This is a genomic window from Kribbella sp. NBC_00359, assembly GCF_036097425.1.
In the GTDB taxonomy this organism is placed as follows: domain Bacteria; phylum Actinomycetota; class Actinomycetes; order Propionibacteriales; family Kribbellaceae; genus Kribbella.
This window is the reverse complement of the sequence record NZ_CP107975.1, coordinates 8832927-8847954: the sequence shown is the minus strand read 5'-3', so window position 1 is coordinate 8847954 and position 15028 is coordinate 8832927. Positions and strand designations below refer to the sequence as shown.

Below are 15028 nucleotides of genomic sequence, written 5' to 3'. Positions count from 1 at the left end.
AGAAAACTGTGCCGGACGGCGAACCGTGACCGCTCTGTGGCCGCGCCGGACCCGTGACAGGGGTCGCAGGATGCGCCGGAGGGCTTGAGGAGACCCGCACTACATGCTCGACAACGAGCCGACTACCGAAGCAGCCGATACGGCTGCCACCGCCCAGGAGCAGCCAGGAGCGCGCAAGACCGCGAAGAAGGCCGCTGCGAAGAAGACCACCGCGAAGCGCACCGTCAAGAAGACCGCCGCCGCGGAGGTCCCCACCCAGTCCGACGGCGAGGTCGCCGATCCGGTGCCGGCCACGGCCAGGAAGACGGCTGCCAAGAAGGCTGCCGCGAAGACGACCACGGTCAAGAAGGCCGCGGCGAAGACCGCCGCCAAGAAGACCGCCACGAAGCGTCCGGCCAAGAAGGCCGCCGCGCAGGACGCGTTCCCGGAGTTGATCGAGAACGACGCGCCGGAGACCACCCTGGCCGACGGCGGCCCGGTCGTCGAGAACGCCCCGGCGACCGCGCAGAAGGCCACCCGCAAGCGCACCGCGAAGAAGGCCGCGCAGGCCGATCTCCGCACCGAGAACAGCCCTGTCACCGACGGCCCGGTCGCCGATGCGGAAACCCCGGCCGCCGCCTCCGCGCCGACCGAGTCCCGCTCCTCCCGGCGCACCCGTTCCCGCGGACGTTCCACCGACACCACAGGCTCCGGTCAGCCCGGCACGGCCGACGGTCAGGCGCGTACGGCCGACGGTCAGGCTGGCACAGGCGCCGGCTCTGCCGCCGACGCGACCGCTGGCACCGAGACTGCGCACGCTGACACCAACGCCGAGTCCGGCGCGGCGCCCGCCGCCACGCGGTCCGGCTCCAGGCGCCGTGGCTCGAACGCCCCGTCCGCCTCCACCGACGAGGTCCAGAGCAACCCGTCCACCGACAACACCGCCGACCAGGACACCAACCAGGCCGACGAGCCGACCACCCGCCGTACGCGCCGCCGAGCGCCGGCCGCCGCTCCGGTGCTGTTCCAAGCGCCGGTCGAGGTGCCGAAGCAGGCTCCCGCCCAGGCCGCCGCGACCAGCCCGGTCGAGGCGACGCCGGCCGCCGTGGAGACCATCGGCACCGAGCCTGCCGCCGACGAGCAGCCGACGACCACGCGCCGTCGCCGCAGCCGCCGTGGCCGCGACACCGAGGCCCGCGACACCGAGGCCCGGGACACGGAGGCTCGCGACACCGAGGCCCGTGGCGTCGAAGCACAGGATGGCGAGGCCCGCGACGGCGACCAGCCTTCCGCCGAGCCGACGACCCGCCGTACCCGCGGCGGCAGCGCGACCACGGGTCAGCGGCCGGTCGAGGTCACCGACGAGGACGAGAGCGCCGAGGCGGGTCAGGCCGACGAGCACGCCGACGCGCAGTCCGAGGACGGCGAGGACGGTGGCGAGGGCACGCGTCGTCGTCGCCGGCGCCGTGGCGGCCGCCGCCGTCGCAAGTCCGGTGACGCCGACGCCGAGGACACCGCCGACGAGCAGTCCGACGAGGACGACCAGGATGAGCCCGAGGCCGAGGCCGGCTCGGACGACGAGCACGACGGCTCCGCCGACTCCGACGAGGACGGCGACGCCAGCGGCAGCTCGTCCCGGCGCCGCCGCCGTCGTCGTCGCCGCAAGGGCGAAGAAGGCGCCGGAGCCGCGGACGACCCCGACGAGACCGTCGTACGGGTCCGCGAGCCGCGCAGCAAGAACACTGTCAACGAGATCACCGCGGTCGAGGGCTCGACCCGCCTGGAGGCGAAGAAGCAGCGCCGCCGCGAGGGTCGCGCCGCCGGACGCCGCCGGGCGCCGATCGTCACCGAGGCCGAGTTCCTGGCCCGGCGCGAGTCGGTCGAGCGGACCATGGTGATCCGCGCCCGTGGCGACCTGACCCAGATCGCCGTCTCCGAGGACAACGTCCTGGTCGAGCACTACGTCGCCCAGGAGGAGCAGGTCTCGCTGATCGGCAACGTGTACCTCGGCCGGGTGCAGAACGTGCTTCCCAGCATGGAGGCCGCGTTCATCGATATCGGCAAGGGCCGCAACGCGGTCCTGTACGCCGGTGAGGTCGACTGGGCCACGCTCGGCGGGGCCAACGGGCCGCGCAAGATCGAGCAGGTGCTGAAGTCCGGCCAGGCCGTGCTGGTCCAGGTGACCAAGGACCCGATCGGCCACAAGGGCGCCCGGCTGACCAACCAGATCAGCCTGCCCGGCCGGTACGTCGTCTATGTGCCGCGCGGCGGCAACGGCGGCATCAGCCGCAAGCTGCCCGACACCGAGCGGAGCCGCTTGAAGGGCATCCTCAAGGACATCGTCCCCGACGAGGCGGGCGTGATCGTCCGGACCGCGGCCGAGGGCGCGTCGGAGGAAGAGCTGACCGCCGACGTCAGCCGGCTGCAGAAGTACTGGAACGACATCGACAAGAAGTCGAAGAGCGGCCAGGCCCCGCAGCTGCTGCACGGTGAGCCGGACCTGCTGATCCGGGTGGTCCGCGACCTGTTCACCGAGGACTTCACCAAGCTGGTGATCTCCGGTGACGACGCGTACGACCAGGTGCGCGAGTACGTCTCGGACGTCGCGCCGCACCTGGCCGACCGGGTCGAGAAGTGGACGAGCGACGGCGACGTCTTCGCGAACTTCCGGATCGACGAGCAGATCAAGAAGGCGCTCGACCGCAAGGTCTGGCTGCCGTCGGGTGGTTCGCTGATCATCGACCGGACCGAGGCGATGACGGTCGTCGACGTGAACACCGGCAAGTTCACCGGCTCCGGCGGCAACCTCGAGGAGACCGTCACCAAGAACAACCTGGAAGCGGCCGAGGAGATCGTCCGCCAGCTCCGGCTCCGCGACATCGGCGGCATCATCGTGATCGACTTCATCGACATGGTGCTGGAGTCGAACCGCGATCTGGTGCTGCGCCGGCTGGTCGAGTGCCTGGGCCGCGACCGGACCAAGCACCAGGTGGCCGAGGTCACCTCGCTCGGCCTGGTCCAGATGACCCGGAAGCGGATCGGCACCGGTCTGCTCGAGGCGTTCAGCGAGAACTGCGACCACTGTGGTGGCCGCGGCCTGATCCTGCACGACGAGCCGAAGGAGTCCCGCCGCCGCGACAGCCGCAACGGCCAGGACAACAACAAGCCCGCCGCGCAGGCCGAGGAGCCCCGCAAGTCGTCCCGCCGCCGCGGCCGTGGCAAGGGCCGCGCCGAGGACGAGCACACCGAGGAGGCGTCGCAGCACAACGGCGACGCCGCCCACCGCCTCGCCCAGATCGCTGCCGCCTCCGCCAAGAAGGACGAGGAAGCGACCGAGACCGGCGAGGGCGCGGTGGCCGAAGCCGGAGCAGGTACGCCGGAGCCGACCGGCTACCCGGTGTCCGCCAGCGCCGACGAGCAGGTCAGCCCGGAGGCAACCGGCTTCCCGGCGCCCGCCGACACGGCCGCGACCATCCAAACCGACGCGGCAGAGCCGGCCGAGGCGACCCAGAACGGGTCCGCCAAGTCCGGCAGCACACGGCGGCGGCGCAGCAGCCGCGGCCGGGGCAAGGGCGCCCAGGCCGCCGGTGGCGAGTCCGCCGGCGAGGCTGACGCCGGCACCCCCGGAGCCGACGCTCCGGAACTCGTATCGACCAGCACCTGAGCAGATGTGACACGAGTCCCCCCGCAGGCGGATGACCCGGTTTGACCCGCCTGTGAGGGGACCCGTAAACTTGAGCTTCGGCGCGCGTTCCGCGTGCCATGTTTGTGTGGGCCGCGAGCAGGTCTGTGCAGGCCCCCGTAAGAACTTCCGAACCAGCAGAGAGTGAGATCCACGGTGTACGCGATCGTGCGCAGTGGCGGCACCCAGCAGAAGGTCGCCGTCGGCGATGTCATCGAGATCGACAGCCTGACGGACGCGGTGGGCGACACCGTGTCCCTGCCGGCGGTCCTGGTCGTCGATGGCGACACCGTGACGACCGACGCCGCGGCGCTGTCCGAGGTGGCCGTGTCGGCCGAGGTCCTGGGCCGTACCAAGGGTCCCAAGATCCACATCCTCAAGTACAAGAACAAGACCGGTTACCGCAAGCGCCAGGGTCACCGTCAGCACTACACCCAGGTCAAGGTCACCGCGATCGACGCGAAGAAGAAGTGAGCTGATCAGAAATGGCACACAAGAAGGGCGCCGCGTCCACCCGTAACGGGCGCGACTCCAACGCGCAGCGGCTCGGCGTCAAGCGGTACGGCGGCCAGCTGGTGAACGCCGGCGAGATCATCGTCCGTCAGCGCGGCACGCACTTCCACCCGGGCGACCTGGTCGGCCGTGGCGGCGACGACACGCTGTTCGCGCTCGCCGAGGGCCGGGTGGAGTTCGGCACCCGGCGCGGTCGTCGCGTCGTCAACATCGTCCCGGCCCCGGCGGAGTAACACCGCCACCCGGACGTAGTCGAAGCTCTGAGAAGGGCGGGTCGCGGAATACCGCGGACCCGCCCTTCTGCTGTGTTGGTAATACCCAAGAGGAAGTAGAGAACACCGATGGCGATTCCCAGCTTTGTCGACCGGGTCACGGTGCACGTCACCGCGGGCCGCGGCGGAAACGGCTGCGCCTCGGTGCACCGGGAGAAGTTCAAGCCCCTGGGCGGTCCGGACGGCGGCAACGGCGGTGACGGCGGCAGCGTGATCCTGCGCGTCGACCCCGACGTCACCACGCTCGTCGACTACCACCGCTCCAGCCACCGCGCCGCCACGAACGGTGCCCAGGGCAAGGGTGATCACCAGGCCGGCAGCAACGGCGGCGACGTCGTACTCGGCGTCCCCGACGGCACGGTCATCGGTACGGCGGACGGCGTCGTACTCGCGGACCTCGTCGGACCCGGCGCGGAGTTCGTCGCGGCGCAGGGCGGCAAGGGCGGCCTCGGTAACGCGGCCCTGGCCAGCAGCGCCCGGAAGGCCCCCGGTTTCGCCCTGCTCGGTGAGGACGGCGAGGAGCGCACGCTCGTCCTCGAGCTCAAGGTGGTCGCCGACATCGGCCTGGTCGGGTTCCCGAGTGCCGGCAAGTCCTCGCTGGTCGCGTCGATCAGCCGGGCCCGGCCGAAGATCGCCGACTACCCGTTCACCACCCTCATCCCGAACCTCGGCGTCGTGGTCGCGGGTGACGTCACCTTCACGGTGGCCGACGTACCCGGCCTGATCGAAGGGGCGAGCGAGGGACGCGGGCTCGGGTACGACTTCCTGCGGCACGTGGAGCGGTGTGCGGCGCTCGTGCACGTCATCGACTGCGCGACGTACGAGCCGGGCCGCGACCCGCTCAGCGACCTGGACACGATCGAGGCCGAGCTGCAGGCGCACGGCGGGCTCGAGGACCGGCCGCGACTCGTTGCCCTGAACAAGATCGACGTACCCGACGCGCGGGACATCGCCGAGATGGTGCAGGCCGAGCTGGAGCAGCGCGGGCTGCGGGTGTTCCCGATCTCGACTGCTTCGCACGAAGGTCTCGAGGCGTTGAAGTTCGCGATGGCGGAGATCGTCGTACGGCGTCGTGCGGAGGAGGAGAAGCCGGACACCACGCGGATCGTGATCCGGCCGCAGGTGCAGGGCGGACCCGAGTTCAAGGTGAAGAAGCTGCCGGAGGACGGCGGCTGGCTGGTGCAGGGCGAGAAGCCCGAGCGCTGGGTCCGGCAGACCGACTTCGCGAACGCGGAGGCGACCGGCTACCTGGCCGACCGGCTGAACCGGCTCGGCGTGGAGAAGGAACTGCTCGAGCTCGGCGCGATGGAGGGTGACGCGGTCGTCATCGGCGACGGACCGAACGCGATCGTGTTCGACTTCGCGCCCGAGGTCCAGGCCGGGGCCGAGATCCTGGCCCGCCGCGGTGAGGACCACCGGCTGGAGGAGCCCCGTCCCGCGGTGCAGCGGCGGCGGACGAAGGACACCGAGTACCACGCCCACCGGGCGTCGGGCGATCGGTCCGAGTACAAGCAGGGCTGGGTCGAGGACGAAGTGGACCTGTCCCCGGCCGAGGCGAAGCGAGCAGCGGAGAAGGCGGCGAAGCTGGCGCGCAAGGAAGCACGCGAGCTCGAAGCCAGGGACATAGATCAGGACGCCTGATGAAACCTCGCGCGGAGGCCGTGAAGGCCACGCGGATCGTCGTGAAGGTCGGCTCGTCGTCGCTGACCCAGCGCGGCAGGATCGACCTCGAACGGCTCCGCCTGCTCGTCGACGCCATCGCGGCGCGGCGGGTGGAGGGGACCGAGGTCGTGCTCGTCTCGTCCGGCGCGATCGCGGCCGGCCTCGCCCCGATGGGCCTGCGGTCGCGACCGCGTGACCTGGCGACCCAGCAGGCGGCCGCTTCTGTCGGGCAGGGGCTGCTGATGGCCCGTTACAGCGATGCCTTCGCCGCGCACGGGTTACGTGTCGGTCAGGTGCTGCTGACGGTCGATGACGTGACCCGGCGGAGCCACTACCGCAACGCCTATCGGACGTTCGCCCGGTTGCTCGAGCTTGGCGTCGTACCGATCGTCAACGAGAACGACACGGTCGCCACCACCGAGATCCGCTTCGGCGACAACGACCGGCTGGCGGCGCTCACGAGTCATCTCGTCCACGCCGATCTGTTGCTGCTGCTGTCGGATGTCGACGGGCTGTACGACGGGGATCCGCGCAAGCCCGGTACGTCGATGGTCGCCGAGGTCCGTGGTCCCGCGGATCTCGCCCCGCTGCGGATCGGCCGGAACGGGTCGTCCGGCGTGGGCACCGGCGGCATGCAGACGAAGGTCGAGGCGGCCGCGATCGCCACCGAGGCAGGCATTCCGGTCGTCCTGACGTCGGCCGCTCGCGTCGGCGAGGCCTTGCGGGGCGAGCCCGTCGGCACCTTGTTCCACCCCACCGGCCGCCGCCGCAAGACCCGCCTGCTCTGGCTGGCCCACGCCACCTCCGGCCAGGGCGTACTGCGCCTGGACGAAGGCGCGGTCCGGGCCGTGACAGAGCGCCGTTCGTCGCTCCTCCCGGCCGGAATCTCCGCCGTCGAAGGCACCTTCTCCGCCGGCGACCCGGTCGACCTGGTCTCCCCGTCCGGCACCGTCATCGCCCGCGGCCTGGTCAACTACGACGCGACCGAACTCCCCGACCTCCTCGGCCGCTCCACCCGAGACCTGGCCCGCGAACTGGGCGCCGCCTACGAACGCGAGGTCGTCCACCGAGACGACCTGGTCCTGCTGTAGCCCCAAAGGTCCTGGCTGTTCGTGACGGTGAGCCCTTGCCGACCGGGCGGATGTTCCCAAAGCTCGGTGGTATGAGCGGAAAGGGCAGCCGGGGCGCCGGCGGCGGGGACGCGGTGTACGGGCTCGGCCTGATCGGTGCCCTCGTGTACTACATCCAGCAAGCCGACAGCTTCTGGGGAGTCGTCGTCGGCATCCTCCAGGCCCTGGTCTGGCCGGTGTTCGTCACCTACGACCTACTGAAGTTCTTGCACCGTTGAAGCAGCTGTCCCGGTTGGAGGTGGAGGGCATGGCCAAACTGGCAGAGAACGCGGATGTCATGGACATCCTGCAAGGGGTGATCGACGGCGTCAAAGCCGGAACGGTCTTCGGCGAGCCGATCGAGAAGGACGGGGTGACGGTGCTGCCCGTAGCGCGCATCAGCGGCGGCGGAGGCGGTGGTACCGGCCGGGACAGCGGGGAACCGGAGCGCAGTGGGTCCGGCGGTGGGCTCGGCCTGATGGCCAGGCCGGTCGGGGTATACGTCCTTCGCGACGGCAAGGTGACCTGGACCCCGGCCGTCGACGCGACCAAGATCATCCTGGGCGCCCAACTGGTCGCGGCGGCGGCGCTGCTGACGATCCGCGCGGTCATCAGGGCCCGCCACCCTCGGGGGCGACCGCCGCAAGACGAGACGCGGCTGAGACGGCGGGGTGGGCAGGCCGGGGCGCGCTTTACGATGAGGGCGTGAGTGAAATCATCGAGCTGGCCCGGCGGGCGCGGGAGGCGTCGTACGCGTTGGCGGACGCTTCGCGGGCGACCAAGGACGCGGCGCTGCACGCGATGGCGGCAGCCCTGCGAGCGAACACCGACACGATCGTCGCGGCGAACGCGAAGGACGTCGCGGCGGCCCGGGAAGCGGGTACGCCGGAGTCCACGGTGGACCGCCTGGCGCTGGACCCGGCCAGGGTCGACGGGATGGCCGCCGGACTCGAGCAGCTGGCCGGGCTGACCGACCCGGTCGGTGAGGTCGTCCGCGGCTACACCCTGCCGAACGGTCTGGAGCTCCGCCAGGTCCGCGTCCCGTTCGGCGTGATCGGCATCATCTACGAGGCCCGCCCGAACGTGACCGCCGACGCGGCCGGCATCTGCCTGAAGTCCGGCAACGCGGTCCTGCTCCGCGGTTCGTCCTCCGCCGCCGCGTCCAACGAGGCGATCGTCGCCGTACTGCGGGACGCTGCGACCGAAGCTGGTTTGCCGGCCGATGTGATTCAGGGCGTGCCGACGGATCGGGCCGCGGTGAAGGAGCTCATGCAGGCGCGCGGGCTGGTCGACGTACTGATTCCGCGCGGTGGTGCCGGGCTGATCCAGACCGTGGTCACCGAGTCGACCGTGCCGGTGATCGAGACCGGCGTGGGCAACTGCCATGTCTATGTGGATTCCGACGCGGATCTGGGGCTCGCGCTGGAGATCTTGCTGAACTCCAAGACCCAGCGCCCGAGTGTCTGCAACGCGGCCGAATCCCTCCTGGTGCATGCGTCGGTGGCCGACGAGTTCCTGGCCACCGCGTTGCCGGCGCTGACCGCGGCCGGCGTGACCGTGCACGGCGATCCGGCTGTAGTTGCCGCTGGCAAGGATGTGGTCGCCGCGACGGAGGACGACTTCGGCCTGGAGTACAACTCGCTGGACCTGTCCGCGGCCGTCGTCGACTCACTGGAAGCCGCGGTGCAGCACATCCGCCGCTACAGCTCGGGTCACACCGACGCGATCATCACCCGATCGCAGGCCGCCGCCCGCCGGTTCGTGCAGGCGGTGGACTCGGCCGCGGTCGTGGTCAACGCCAGCACGCGTTTCACCGACGGCGGCGAATTCGGCTTCGGCGCCGAGATCGGCATCTCGACCCAGAAGCTCCACGCCCGCGGCCCGATGGGCCTCCCGGAGATGACGTCGACCAAGTACGTCGTCACCGGCGAAGGTCAGATCAGGACCTGAGTCTCGTCGTTCACCCGGACGACGAGCGGCTCGGCGTGAAGTACCGCCAGTGCCGCGGCGTGGTCGGCGCCGACCTCGAGGTCGGTCAGCTGCGTTGGCCCGGCGTACGCCGCCCATGCCCGCACCTCTGCCCGCTGGTCCGGCGCACTGACGACCACCGTCCGTAGGTCCGCCCGGACCCCGACCCCGGTCGTCTTGATCACAGCCTCTTTCCGCGTCCACACCTGCGTGAACGCCTTCGCTCGCGCGATCCCGTCGTACTGGGCCAGCCCCCGCACTTCCTCAGGAGCCAGGCATAGGCGACTCACCGCGTCGATGTCGACGCCGGGGTCGACCTTCTCTACATCGAGCCCGACCGGGTGATCGCCGATCGCGACGCCTATTAGCTCGCCGGAGTGCGTCACCGACAGCTCGACCCCGTCCGCGCGGACCTTGCCGTGCGGCTTCCCGCAGTCCGGGCAGCTCCGATCCAACCGTACCTTTGCCGCAGGCAACGAAAACCGTGCCGCCAGCAACCGCCGGACCATCGTGCACCCGAGCAGGAAGCGCGCCTTGTCCTCGTCCCGCCGGTACGCCGCCAGCCGCCGCTGCTCGTCCGCGTCGAGATCAACGGCGAACTCGTCGCGGGCCTGATCGATCCGGGCCCACCACACCTCGACGGTCACACCGGTCCGGGCTTCCAGGTCAACGTTCCGGTGGTCAGATCGTCGACAATCCGATCGATCCACTCCGCCTCGGCCACCGCGATCGCCCGCTGGTACTCGGTCTCGAGCAGGGCGAACCGGGGGATGGGCTCGCCCTCCAGGACCAGCTCGGCGTCGAGCACGGCGATGCGCTCAGACAGGTGATCGCGGCGCTCGCCGAGCAGTTCACCGGCCGTCTCCGGCGTCACCAGCATCACGAACGACAGCGCCGCCGGGAACTCGGGGAACTCGTTGCGCGGGGTGGTGAGGATCTCCGCCAGCCACTCCCGGCAGGTCGCCCGCCCGTCCTCGGTCAGGTGGTAGACGGTGCGCTCTGGGTAGCGTTCGTCCCGCTCGGTCGCGCCGGCGGTGATCATGCCTTCCTCCTCGAGGCGCACGATCATCCGGTACAGGCTGGTCCGCTGGCCGACGTTGACCACCTCGTCCTTGCCCCACTGCTTGATCAACCGCTGGATCCCATAGGGATGCATCGGGCCGTTCTCGAGCAGTCCGAGGATCGCGAGGGCGAGTGGTGAGCGTCGGATGGTCATGGCGTCAGCATACGGGTTCCCAGATACTAGTTGCAATGAAACTAGATGATGTGTGACTATCGATCTCATGAGAACAGCAGAACTGAGCCAGGGTGCGGTGGAGTCCCGCGACGGCACCGAGATCGGCTACTGGAAGACGGGGCAGGGGCCGGCGGTCGTCGTACTGCACGGCAGCATGGAGTCGGCGCGCAGCCACACGCTGCTCGCGGAGGCGCTGGCCGACGACTTCACCGTCTACCTCCCGGATCGGCGCGGCCGCGGTCTGTCCGGCCCGCATCGGCCGGGTCACACCGTGCGGACCGAGGTGGAAGACCTCGAGGCCGTGCTGACTGCGGCGGGCGCCGAGCTGGCGTTCGGCGTGAGCGCGGGCGGCGCGGTCGTCCTGGAAGCGGCTCGGACGCTGCCGAGCCCGCAGAAGATCGCAGTGTATGAGCCTGCGATTGTCGACAATCCGACGCCGCATCGCGAGTGGCTCGCCCGGTTCGACCGCGAGGTTGCCGAGGGCAACCTTGCCGGGGCGATGGTGACGAGCATGTACGGGCTGCAGCTGGCGCCGGCGTTCCTGAAGGTGATCCCGCGGCCGCTGATGACGCGGATCACCGAGAAGATGCTGGTGAAGGACGAGCGCCAGGCCGGTGCGAATGCCATCACGATGCGCAAGCTCGCGCCGACGATCCACTACGAGGGCACGCTGATCGCCGAGCTCGCCGGGACCTTCGAGGATTTCCGCGCGGTGTCCGCGGACGTGTTGTTGATGGGCGGGAGCAAAGGGCTGCCCGCGTTGAAGCCGGGGCGGGACACCCTGGAGCAGGTGCTTCCGCACTGCCGGCGGATCGAGTTCGACGGCCTCGACCACGGCTCGTCCAGCGACCCGGGCGGAATCAATCCGAGTGGCAGTGCCAAGGCGGTCGAGCGGGTGGCCTCGGAGGTCAAGGCGTTCTTCACGCAGTCTTGAGTGCCCAGTCGACCGCGTCCGCGATGTCCGTGACCGGATACCGCACGGCTTTGACGACGCGGTCGTCGCCGATCACGAGTACGACTCGCTTGAGTCGTTCGTACCCACCGGCGCGGAAGGTGGGCAGCCGCAGCGCGGCGGTCAGTTCCAGTTCGAGGTCGGACAGCAGCGGATGTGGGATCTCCTCGGCGTTGGCGAACGCCCGCTGTTCGTCGGTGCGCTGCGTGCTGACCCCGCGGACTGCGACTCCGTTGGCAGCGAACTCGTCGTACCGGGCGGCGAAGAGGCGGTTCTCCAGGGTGCAGCCGCTGGCGCCGGCGATCTCGCTCCAACCGTCCGGCAGCGGGGTCGGCCTGCCGGTCGCCGGGTACGCGAACAGGACGGTCGCGCGGGAATCCGGGTCGATCACGTCGAGCGCCGTACCCGCGATCGAAGGCAGGCTGATCTGGGGGACGCGCTGTCCGACGAGCTCGTGGATCCGGTGGGCGGGTGGCTCGTCGGCGTCGTTCGTGCCGGTGAGTGAGCCGTCGCCGAGCAGCCAGCGGTCGCCCCAGTCCTGGAGCGCGACGAGGACCGGCAGCAGCGCCCGGCCGCGCGGGGTAAGGCTGTAGGAGTAGCGGGTCGGGCGTTCCTGGTACGCCGATCGCTCGACGATCCCGCTGTCGACCAGGCCGGTCAGCCGCTCGGTCAGGACCTTGCGGGAGATGTGCAACGAGTCGGCCAGCTGATCGAACCGATCAAGACCGCGGGCCAGGTCGCGGACGATCAGGAGTTCCCAGCCGTCGCCGATGACGCCGAGGGACTGCGCGATCGCACAGTCCGGCTCGGGTGAGAAGCTGCTCCGCCGCACATCGCCCCCCAATCCGGTTGCCACCACGCTAACCGGGCTTGTAAGTTCCTAATAGGAACTCACTCTACCTGGGGGCTGAGATATGTACTGGCGCCGCATCGCCGAACTCCCCGGGTGGCTCAAGGCGGTGATGGTCGGCCAGGTGGTCAGCTCGGCCGGTGCGCTGGCGTGGATCTACCTCACGCTGTACCTGGTCGAGGATCGCGGGATGTCGGCGCAACACGCCGGCTTCGCGGCAGCGGCGTACGGCGTGGGTCTGCTGGGCGGCAATCTGGGCGGTGGGTGGTTCGGCGACCGCTTCGGCCTGCGTACGGCCGCCGTCGCGAGCCAACTGGCCTGGGCGGTGACCTGTCTGACTCTGCCGCTCGTCCCCGCTGGATGGATCGGTGTGGTCGCTGCACTCGCCGGACTCTGCGGTGGTGCGAGCCGCCCGAACCTGAGCGCCCTCGTCGCCACCGCCCTCCCGGCCGAGCGCCGCCGCGAGGGGATCGCGCTGTCGCGAACTGCGAGCAACGCCGGCTTCACCATCGGGCCGCCGCTCGGTGGACTGCTCGCGGCGTACGACTTCTCGCTCGTCTTCGTGGTGGACGCGGTCTCCAGCCTGGTCCTCGCGGCCGTGATCTGGCGGTGGGTGCCGGGCGTTCGCCGTACGTCGTCACCCGCGGGCGTCGGCCTCTGGCGTGTGCTGCTCCGGGATCGGACCGTGCTGGTGTTGCTGGCAACGATCGTGGTCGTCGACACCGTGTACCGCCAGGTGTTCGCGACCATGCCGCTGCTCCTGCGGGACGCCGGTTCGCCGGCGGTCGCGTACGGCGTACTGATCGGACTGAGCTCCGTGGTCATCGTGTGCTGTGAGGCGCCGCTGGCCGTCCGCTTGCGAGGTCACCGCTCGACCCGGGTGATCGCGGTCGGGTTCGCGCTGGTGGGCGTGGGGCTGGCCGTCCTCGGGGTCTGGCCGGCGCTCGTCGGGGCGACGCTCGCGATCGTGGTCATCACGGCGGGGGAGATGCTCTACAAGCCAACGGCCACCGCCCACGTCGCCGACGCTGCCCCGGCCGGGATGGTCGGGCGCTACTCCAGCCTGTACGCCGCCGCGTCGATCAGCGGGATGTTCCTCGCTCCGGCGCTGGGTGGCGCCGCGTATGAGCACACCCCGGGGTTGCTCTTCCCCGTGGCGGCCGCGCTCGCCCTCGCGGCAGGCGCCGTACTCGTGGTCAGTCCGGCAGGGGAGCGGGCCGGCCTTCCCAGCGAGTCGACAGCACGACAGTCGTCCGCGTCCTGACCACGCCGTTCACCCGGCGCAGCGAGCCGACCACCGCCTCGAGCTGGGTGACGTCGGCGACGCGGACCTTCACCACGAGTTCCTGGTCGCCGGCGACGAACCAGCAGTCCTCGACCGCCTCGATGTCCCGCACCTGCTCGACGATGTCGTCGGTCTCCACATCGTCACGCTGGAACAGCCCGATCAGCGCACTGGTGCCGAGCCCGACCTGCGCCGGCGCGACCACCGCGCGGTAGCCGAGCAGTACGCCGCGCTCCTCCAGCCGTCTCACCCGTTCCTGGACGCTCGGCCCGGACAGTCCGACCACCCGGCCGAGCTCGGCCCAGCTCGAGCGTCCGTTCAGCCGGAGTGCCTCGATCAGCTGCCGATCGATCGCGTCCATGAATCCTCCCGTTTGCCACAGATTCGAAGGCTGGAAATCTTGTGGACCTTTAATTCGTTTGTGAGAGCGTAGGACAAACCGTATAATTTCCAGTGTCGGGGACAGCCCGCCCCGACCTCGACGTACCAACCCAGTGAAGGAATCATGATCACCCCCGAAGTTGCCCGTGCCCACATCGACGAGCTGCACCGTGTCGCTGCGCAGTCCCGGCGCGCCCACGCCGTACCGTCCGCCTGGCGCCGGCTGCTGAGCCGTCACATCCGCCACAGCTGACCTCAACGATGCGGCCGGTGTGCCTCCAGTGTCATTCCTGGGGCCACCGGTCGCTGGTGTGCAGGTGGTCACGAGATAGGCTCTGCCTCATGCTCTCGCTCCTCGTGCCGCAGGTGGCGGCCCTCCAAGAAGCCAGCGTCGAGGCTTCGCACATCTCGCCATGGTGGTACGGCGGGTTCGCTCTGTTCGTGCTCGTCCTGCTGCTGCTCGTCACCGTCATCATGGGCAAGGGCCGGCCGCACAGCTGAGCGGCTGAATACTGGCTGACATGGCTTCTGTCGAGCGGGTCCGGCGCCTGGGCGTGATGGGTGGCACGTTCGACCCGATCCATCATGGTCACCTGGTCGCTGCCAGCGAGGTGCAGGCGTACTTCGATCTGGACGAGGTGATCTTCGTCCCGACCGGCCAGCCGTGGCAGAAATCCGACCGGGTGGTGTCCGCGGCCGAGGACCGGTATCTGATGACCGTGATCGCGACCGCGTCCAACCCGCGGTTCTCGGTCAGCCGGGTCGACATCGACCGGCCGGGTCCGACGTACACGATCGACACCTTGCGCGACCTGTCCGAGCTGTATCCGGACGCCGAACTGTTCTTCATCACCGGCGCCGACGCGCTCGCCCAGATTCTCACCTGGCGCGACGTGGACGAGATGTTCAAACTGGCCCAGTTCGTCGGCTGCACCAGACCCGGGACCGAGGGTCTCGAGCTGCCGCTGGACCAGCTGCCGATGGATCGGATCACCCTGCTCGAAGTGCCGGCGCTGGCGATCTCGTCGACCGAGTGCCGCGCGCGGGTCGCCAAGGGGAACCCGACCTGGTACCTCGTCCCGGACGGCATCGTCCAGTACATCGCCAAGCGTGAGCTCTACACCAACCGTTAGGAACC

The 15028-nt window shown here is 70.0% G+C and carries 17 protein-coding genes; 13 read left to right on the top strand and 4 right to left on the bottom strand.

What is annotated here, in order from left to right; all coding sequences use genetic code 11:
- The first annotated feature begins 103 nt into the window (after positions 1-103).
- From OG876_RS42685 to OG876_RS42650, 8 genes are all read left to right on the top strand, one after another.
- Positions 104-3643, top strand: coding sequence for an Rne/Rng family ribonuclease (locus OG876_RS42685; protein WP_328522446.1), 3540 nt, complete (start codon positions 104-106; stop codon positions 3641-3643).
- Between the two features lie 174 nt (positions 3644-3817).
- Positions 3818-4135: a 50S ribosomal protein L21 gene (rplU, locus tag OG876_RS42680; protein WP_328527031.1), complete on the top strand. Its 318-nt coding sequence runs from the start codon at positions 3818-3820 to the stop codon at positions 4133-4135.
- 11 nt (positions 4136-4146) lie between these two features.
- A complete protein-coding gene (gene rpmA, locus OG876_RS42675; RefSeq protein ID WP_328522445.1) occupies positions 4147-4407 on the top strand; it encodes a 50S ribosomal protein L27 in 261 nt (86 codons plus the stop codon).
- A gap of 108 nt (positions 4408-4515) precedes the next feature.
- Positions 4516-6087: a GTPase ObgE gene (obgE, locus tag OG876_RS42670; RefSeq protein WP_328522444.1), complete on the top strand. Its 1572-nt coding sequence runs from the start codon at positions 4516-4518 to the stop codon at positions 6085-6087.
- On the top strand, positions 6087-7199 hold the full coding sequence (gene proB, locus OG876_RS42665; RefSeq protein ID WP_328522443.1) for a glutamate 5-kinase: 1113 nt from the start codon (positions 6087-6089) through the stop codon (positions 7197-7199). The genes obgE and proB overlap by 1 nt, the downstream gene beginning before the upstream one ends.
- A 71-nt stretch (positions 7200-7270) precedes the next feature.
- The gene (locus OG876_RS42660) at positions 7271-7456 is read left to right on the top strand and encodes a hypothetical protein (protein ID WP_328522442.1); all 186 of its coding nucleotides are present in this window, start codon (positions 7271-7273) and stop codon (positions 7454-7456) included.
- A gap of 29 nt (positions 7457-7485) precedes the next feature.
- On the top strand, positions 7486-7926 hold the full coding sequence (locus tag OG876_RS42655; protein WP_328522441.1) for a spore germination protein GerW family protein: 441 nt from the start codon (positions 7486-7488) through the stop codon (positions 7924-7926).
- Positions 7923-9167 (top strand): glutamate-5-semialdehyde dehydrogenase, encoded by a 1245-nt coding sequence (locus OG876_RS42650; protein WP_328522440.1) that lies wholly within the window; start codon positions 7923-7925, stop codon positions 9165-9167. Before OG876_RS42655 ends, OG876_RS42650 begins: the two co-directional genes overlap by 4 nt.
- Here OG876_RS42650 and OG876_RS42645 read toward each other — a convergent pair.
- Positions 9152-9832 carry a 4'-phosphopantetheinyl transferase family protein gene (locus tag OG876_RS42645; protein WP_328522439.1) on the bottom strand — a complete coding sequence of 227 codons (681 nt, stop codon included), beginning with the start codon at positions 9830-9832 and terminating at the stop codon, positions 9152-9154. The genes OG876_RS42650 and OG876_RS42645 overlap by 16 nt on opposite strands.
- Positions 9829-10401, bottom strand: coding sequence for a PadR family transcriptional regulator (locus tag OG876_RS42640; RefSeq protein WP_328522438.1), 573 nt, complete (start codon positions 10399-10401; stop codon positions 9829-9831). Before OG876_RS42640 ends, OG876_RS42645 begins: the two co-directional genes overlap by 4 nt.
- Positions 10402-10468: 67 nt before the next feature.
- Here OG876_RS42640 and OG876_RS42635 point away from each other — a divergent pair, with 67 nt between their 5' ends.
- Entirely contained in the window at positions 10469-11356 is an 888-nt protein-coding gene (locus tag OG876_RS42635; RefSeq protein ID WP_328522437.1) for an alpha/beta fold hydrolase, read from the top strand.
- Here the strand turns inward: OG876_RS42635 and OG876_RS42630 are convergent.
- On the bottom strand, positions 11343-12206 hold the full coding sequence (locus OG876_RS42630; RefSeq protein WP_328522436.1) for a winged helix-turn-helix transcriptional regulator: 864 nt from the start codon (positions 12204-12206) through the stop codon (positions 11343-11345). The genes OG876_RS42635 and OG876_RS42630 overlap by 14 nt on opposite strands.
- 82 nt (positions 12207-12288) lie before the next feature.
- On the opposite strand from OG876_RS42630, the gene OG876_RS42625 reads away from it, so the two are divergent.
- On the top strand, positions 12289-13488 hold the full coding sequence (locus OG876_RS42625) for an MFS transporter (protein ID WP_328522435.1): 1200 nt from the start codon (positions 12289-12291) through the stop codon (positions 13486-13488).
- On the opposite strand, the gene OG876_RS42620 is transcribed toward OG876_RS42625, so the two are convergent.
- Positions 13421-13870 carry an Lrp/AsnC family transcriptional regulator gene (locus OG876_RS42620; RefSeq protein ID WP_328522434.1) on the bottom strand — a complete coding sequence of 150 codons (450 nt, stop codon included), beginning with the start codon at positions 13868-13870 and terminating at the stop codon, positions 13421-13423. The two genes, OG876_RS42625 and OG876_RS42620, sit on opposite strands and share 68 nt — an antisense overlap.
- 144 nt (positions 13871-14014) lie before the next feature.
- Between OG876_RS42620 and OG876_RS42615 the strand changes: the two genes are divergently transcribed.
- From OG876_RS42615 to nadD, 3 genes are all read left to right on the top strand, one after another.
- Positions 14015-14143, top strand: coding sequence for a hypothetical protein (locus tag OG876_RS42615; RefSeq protein WP_328522433.1), 129 nt, complete (start codon positions 14015-14017; stop codon positions 14141-14143).
- An 89-nt stretch (positions 14144-14232) separates the two neighbouring features.
- Positions 14233-14391, top strand: coding sequence for a hypothetical protein (locus OG876_RS42610; protein WP_328522432.1), 159 nt, complete (start codon positions 14233-14235; stop codon positions 14389-14391).
- 20 nt (positions 14392-14411) lie between these two features.
- Positions 14412-15023 carry a nicotinate-nucleotide adenylyltransferase gene (gene nadD / locus OG876_RS42605; protein ID WP_405065322.1) on the top strand — a complete coding sequence of 204 codons (612 nt, stop codon included), beginning with the start codon at positions 14412-14414 and terminating at the stop codon, positions 15021-15023.
- The last annotated feature ends 5 nt before the right edge of the window (positions 15024-15028 follow it).

Bases quoted from the DNA above. Each gene is read 5' to 3' on its own strand.
- OG876_RS42685 (WP_328522446.1), top strand. From the start codon at position 104: ATGCTCGACAACGAGCCGACTACCGAAGCAGCCGATACGGCTGCCACC.
- rpmA (WP_328522445.1), top strand. From the start codon at position 4,147: ATGGCACACAAGAAGGGCGCCGCGTCCACCCGTAACGGGCGCGACTCC.
- obgE (WP_328522444.1), top strand. From the start codon at position 4,516: ATGGCGATTCCCAGCTTTGTCGACCGGGTCACGGTGCACGTCACCGCG.
- proB (WP_328522443.1), top strand. From the start codon at position 6,087: ATGAAACCTCGCGCGGAGGCCGTGAAGGCCACGCGGATCGTCGTGAAG.
- OG876_RS42660 (WP_328522442.1), top strand. From the start codon at position 7,271: ATGAGCGGAAAGGGCAGCCGGGGCGCCGGCGGCGGGGACGCGGTGTAC.
- OG876_RS42655 (WP_328522441.1), top strand. From the start codon at position 7,486: ATGGCCAAACTGGCAGAGAACGCGGATGTCATGGACATCCTGCAAGGG.
- OG876_RS42640 (WP_328522438.1), bottom strand. From the start codon at position 10,401: ATGACCATCCGACGCTCACCACTCGCCCTCGCGATCCTCGGACTGCTC.
- OG876_RS42635 (WP_328522437.1), top strand. From the start codon at position 10,469: ATGAGAACAGCAGAACTGAGCCAGGGTGCGGTGGAGTCCCGCGACGGC.
- OG876_RS42625 (WP_328522435.1), top strand. From the start codon at position 12,289: ATGTACTGGCGCCGCATCGCCGAACTCCCCGGGTGGCTCAAGGCGGTG.
- OG876_RS42620 (WP_328522434.1), bottom strand. From the start codon at position 13,870: ATGGACGCGATCGATCGGCAGCTGATCGAGGCACTCCGGCTGAACGGA.
- OG876_RS42615 (WP_328522433.1), top strand. From the start codon at position 14,015: ATGATCACCCCCGAAGTTGCCCGTGCCCACATCGACGAGCTGCACCGT.
- OG876_RS42610 (WP_328522432.1), top strand. From the start codon at position 14,233: ATGCTCTCGCTCCTCGTGCCGCAGGTGGCGGCCCTCCAAGAAGCCAGC.
- nadD (WP_405065322.1), top strand. From the start codon at position 14,412: ATGGCTTCTGTCGAGCGGGTCCGGCGCCTGGGCGTGATGGGTGGCACG.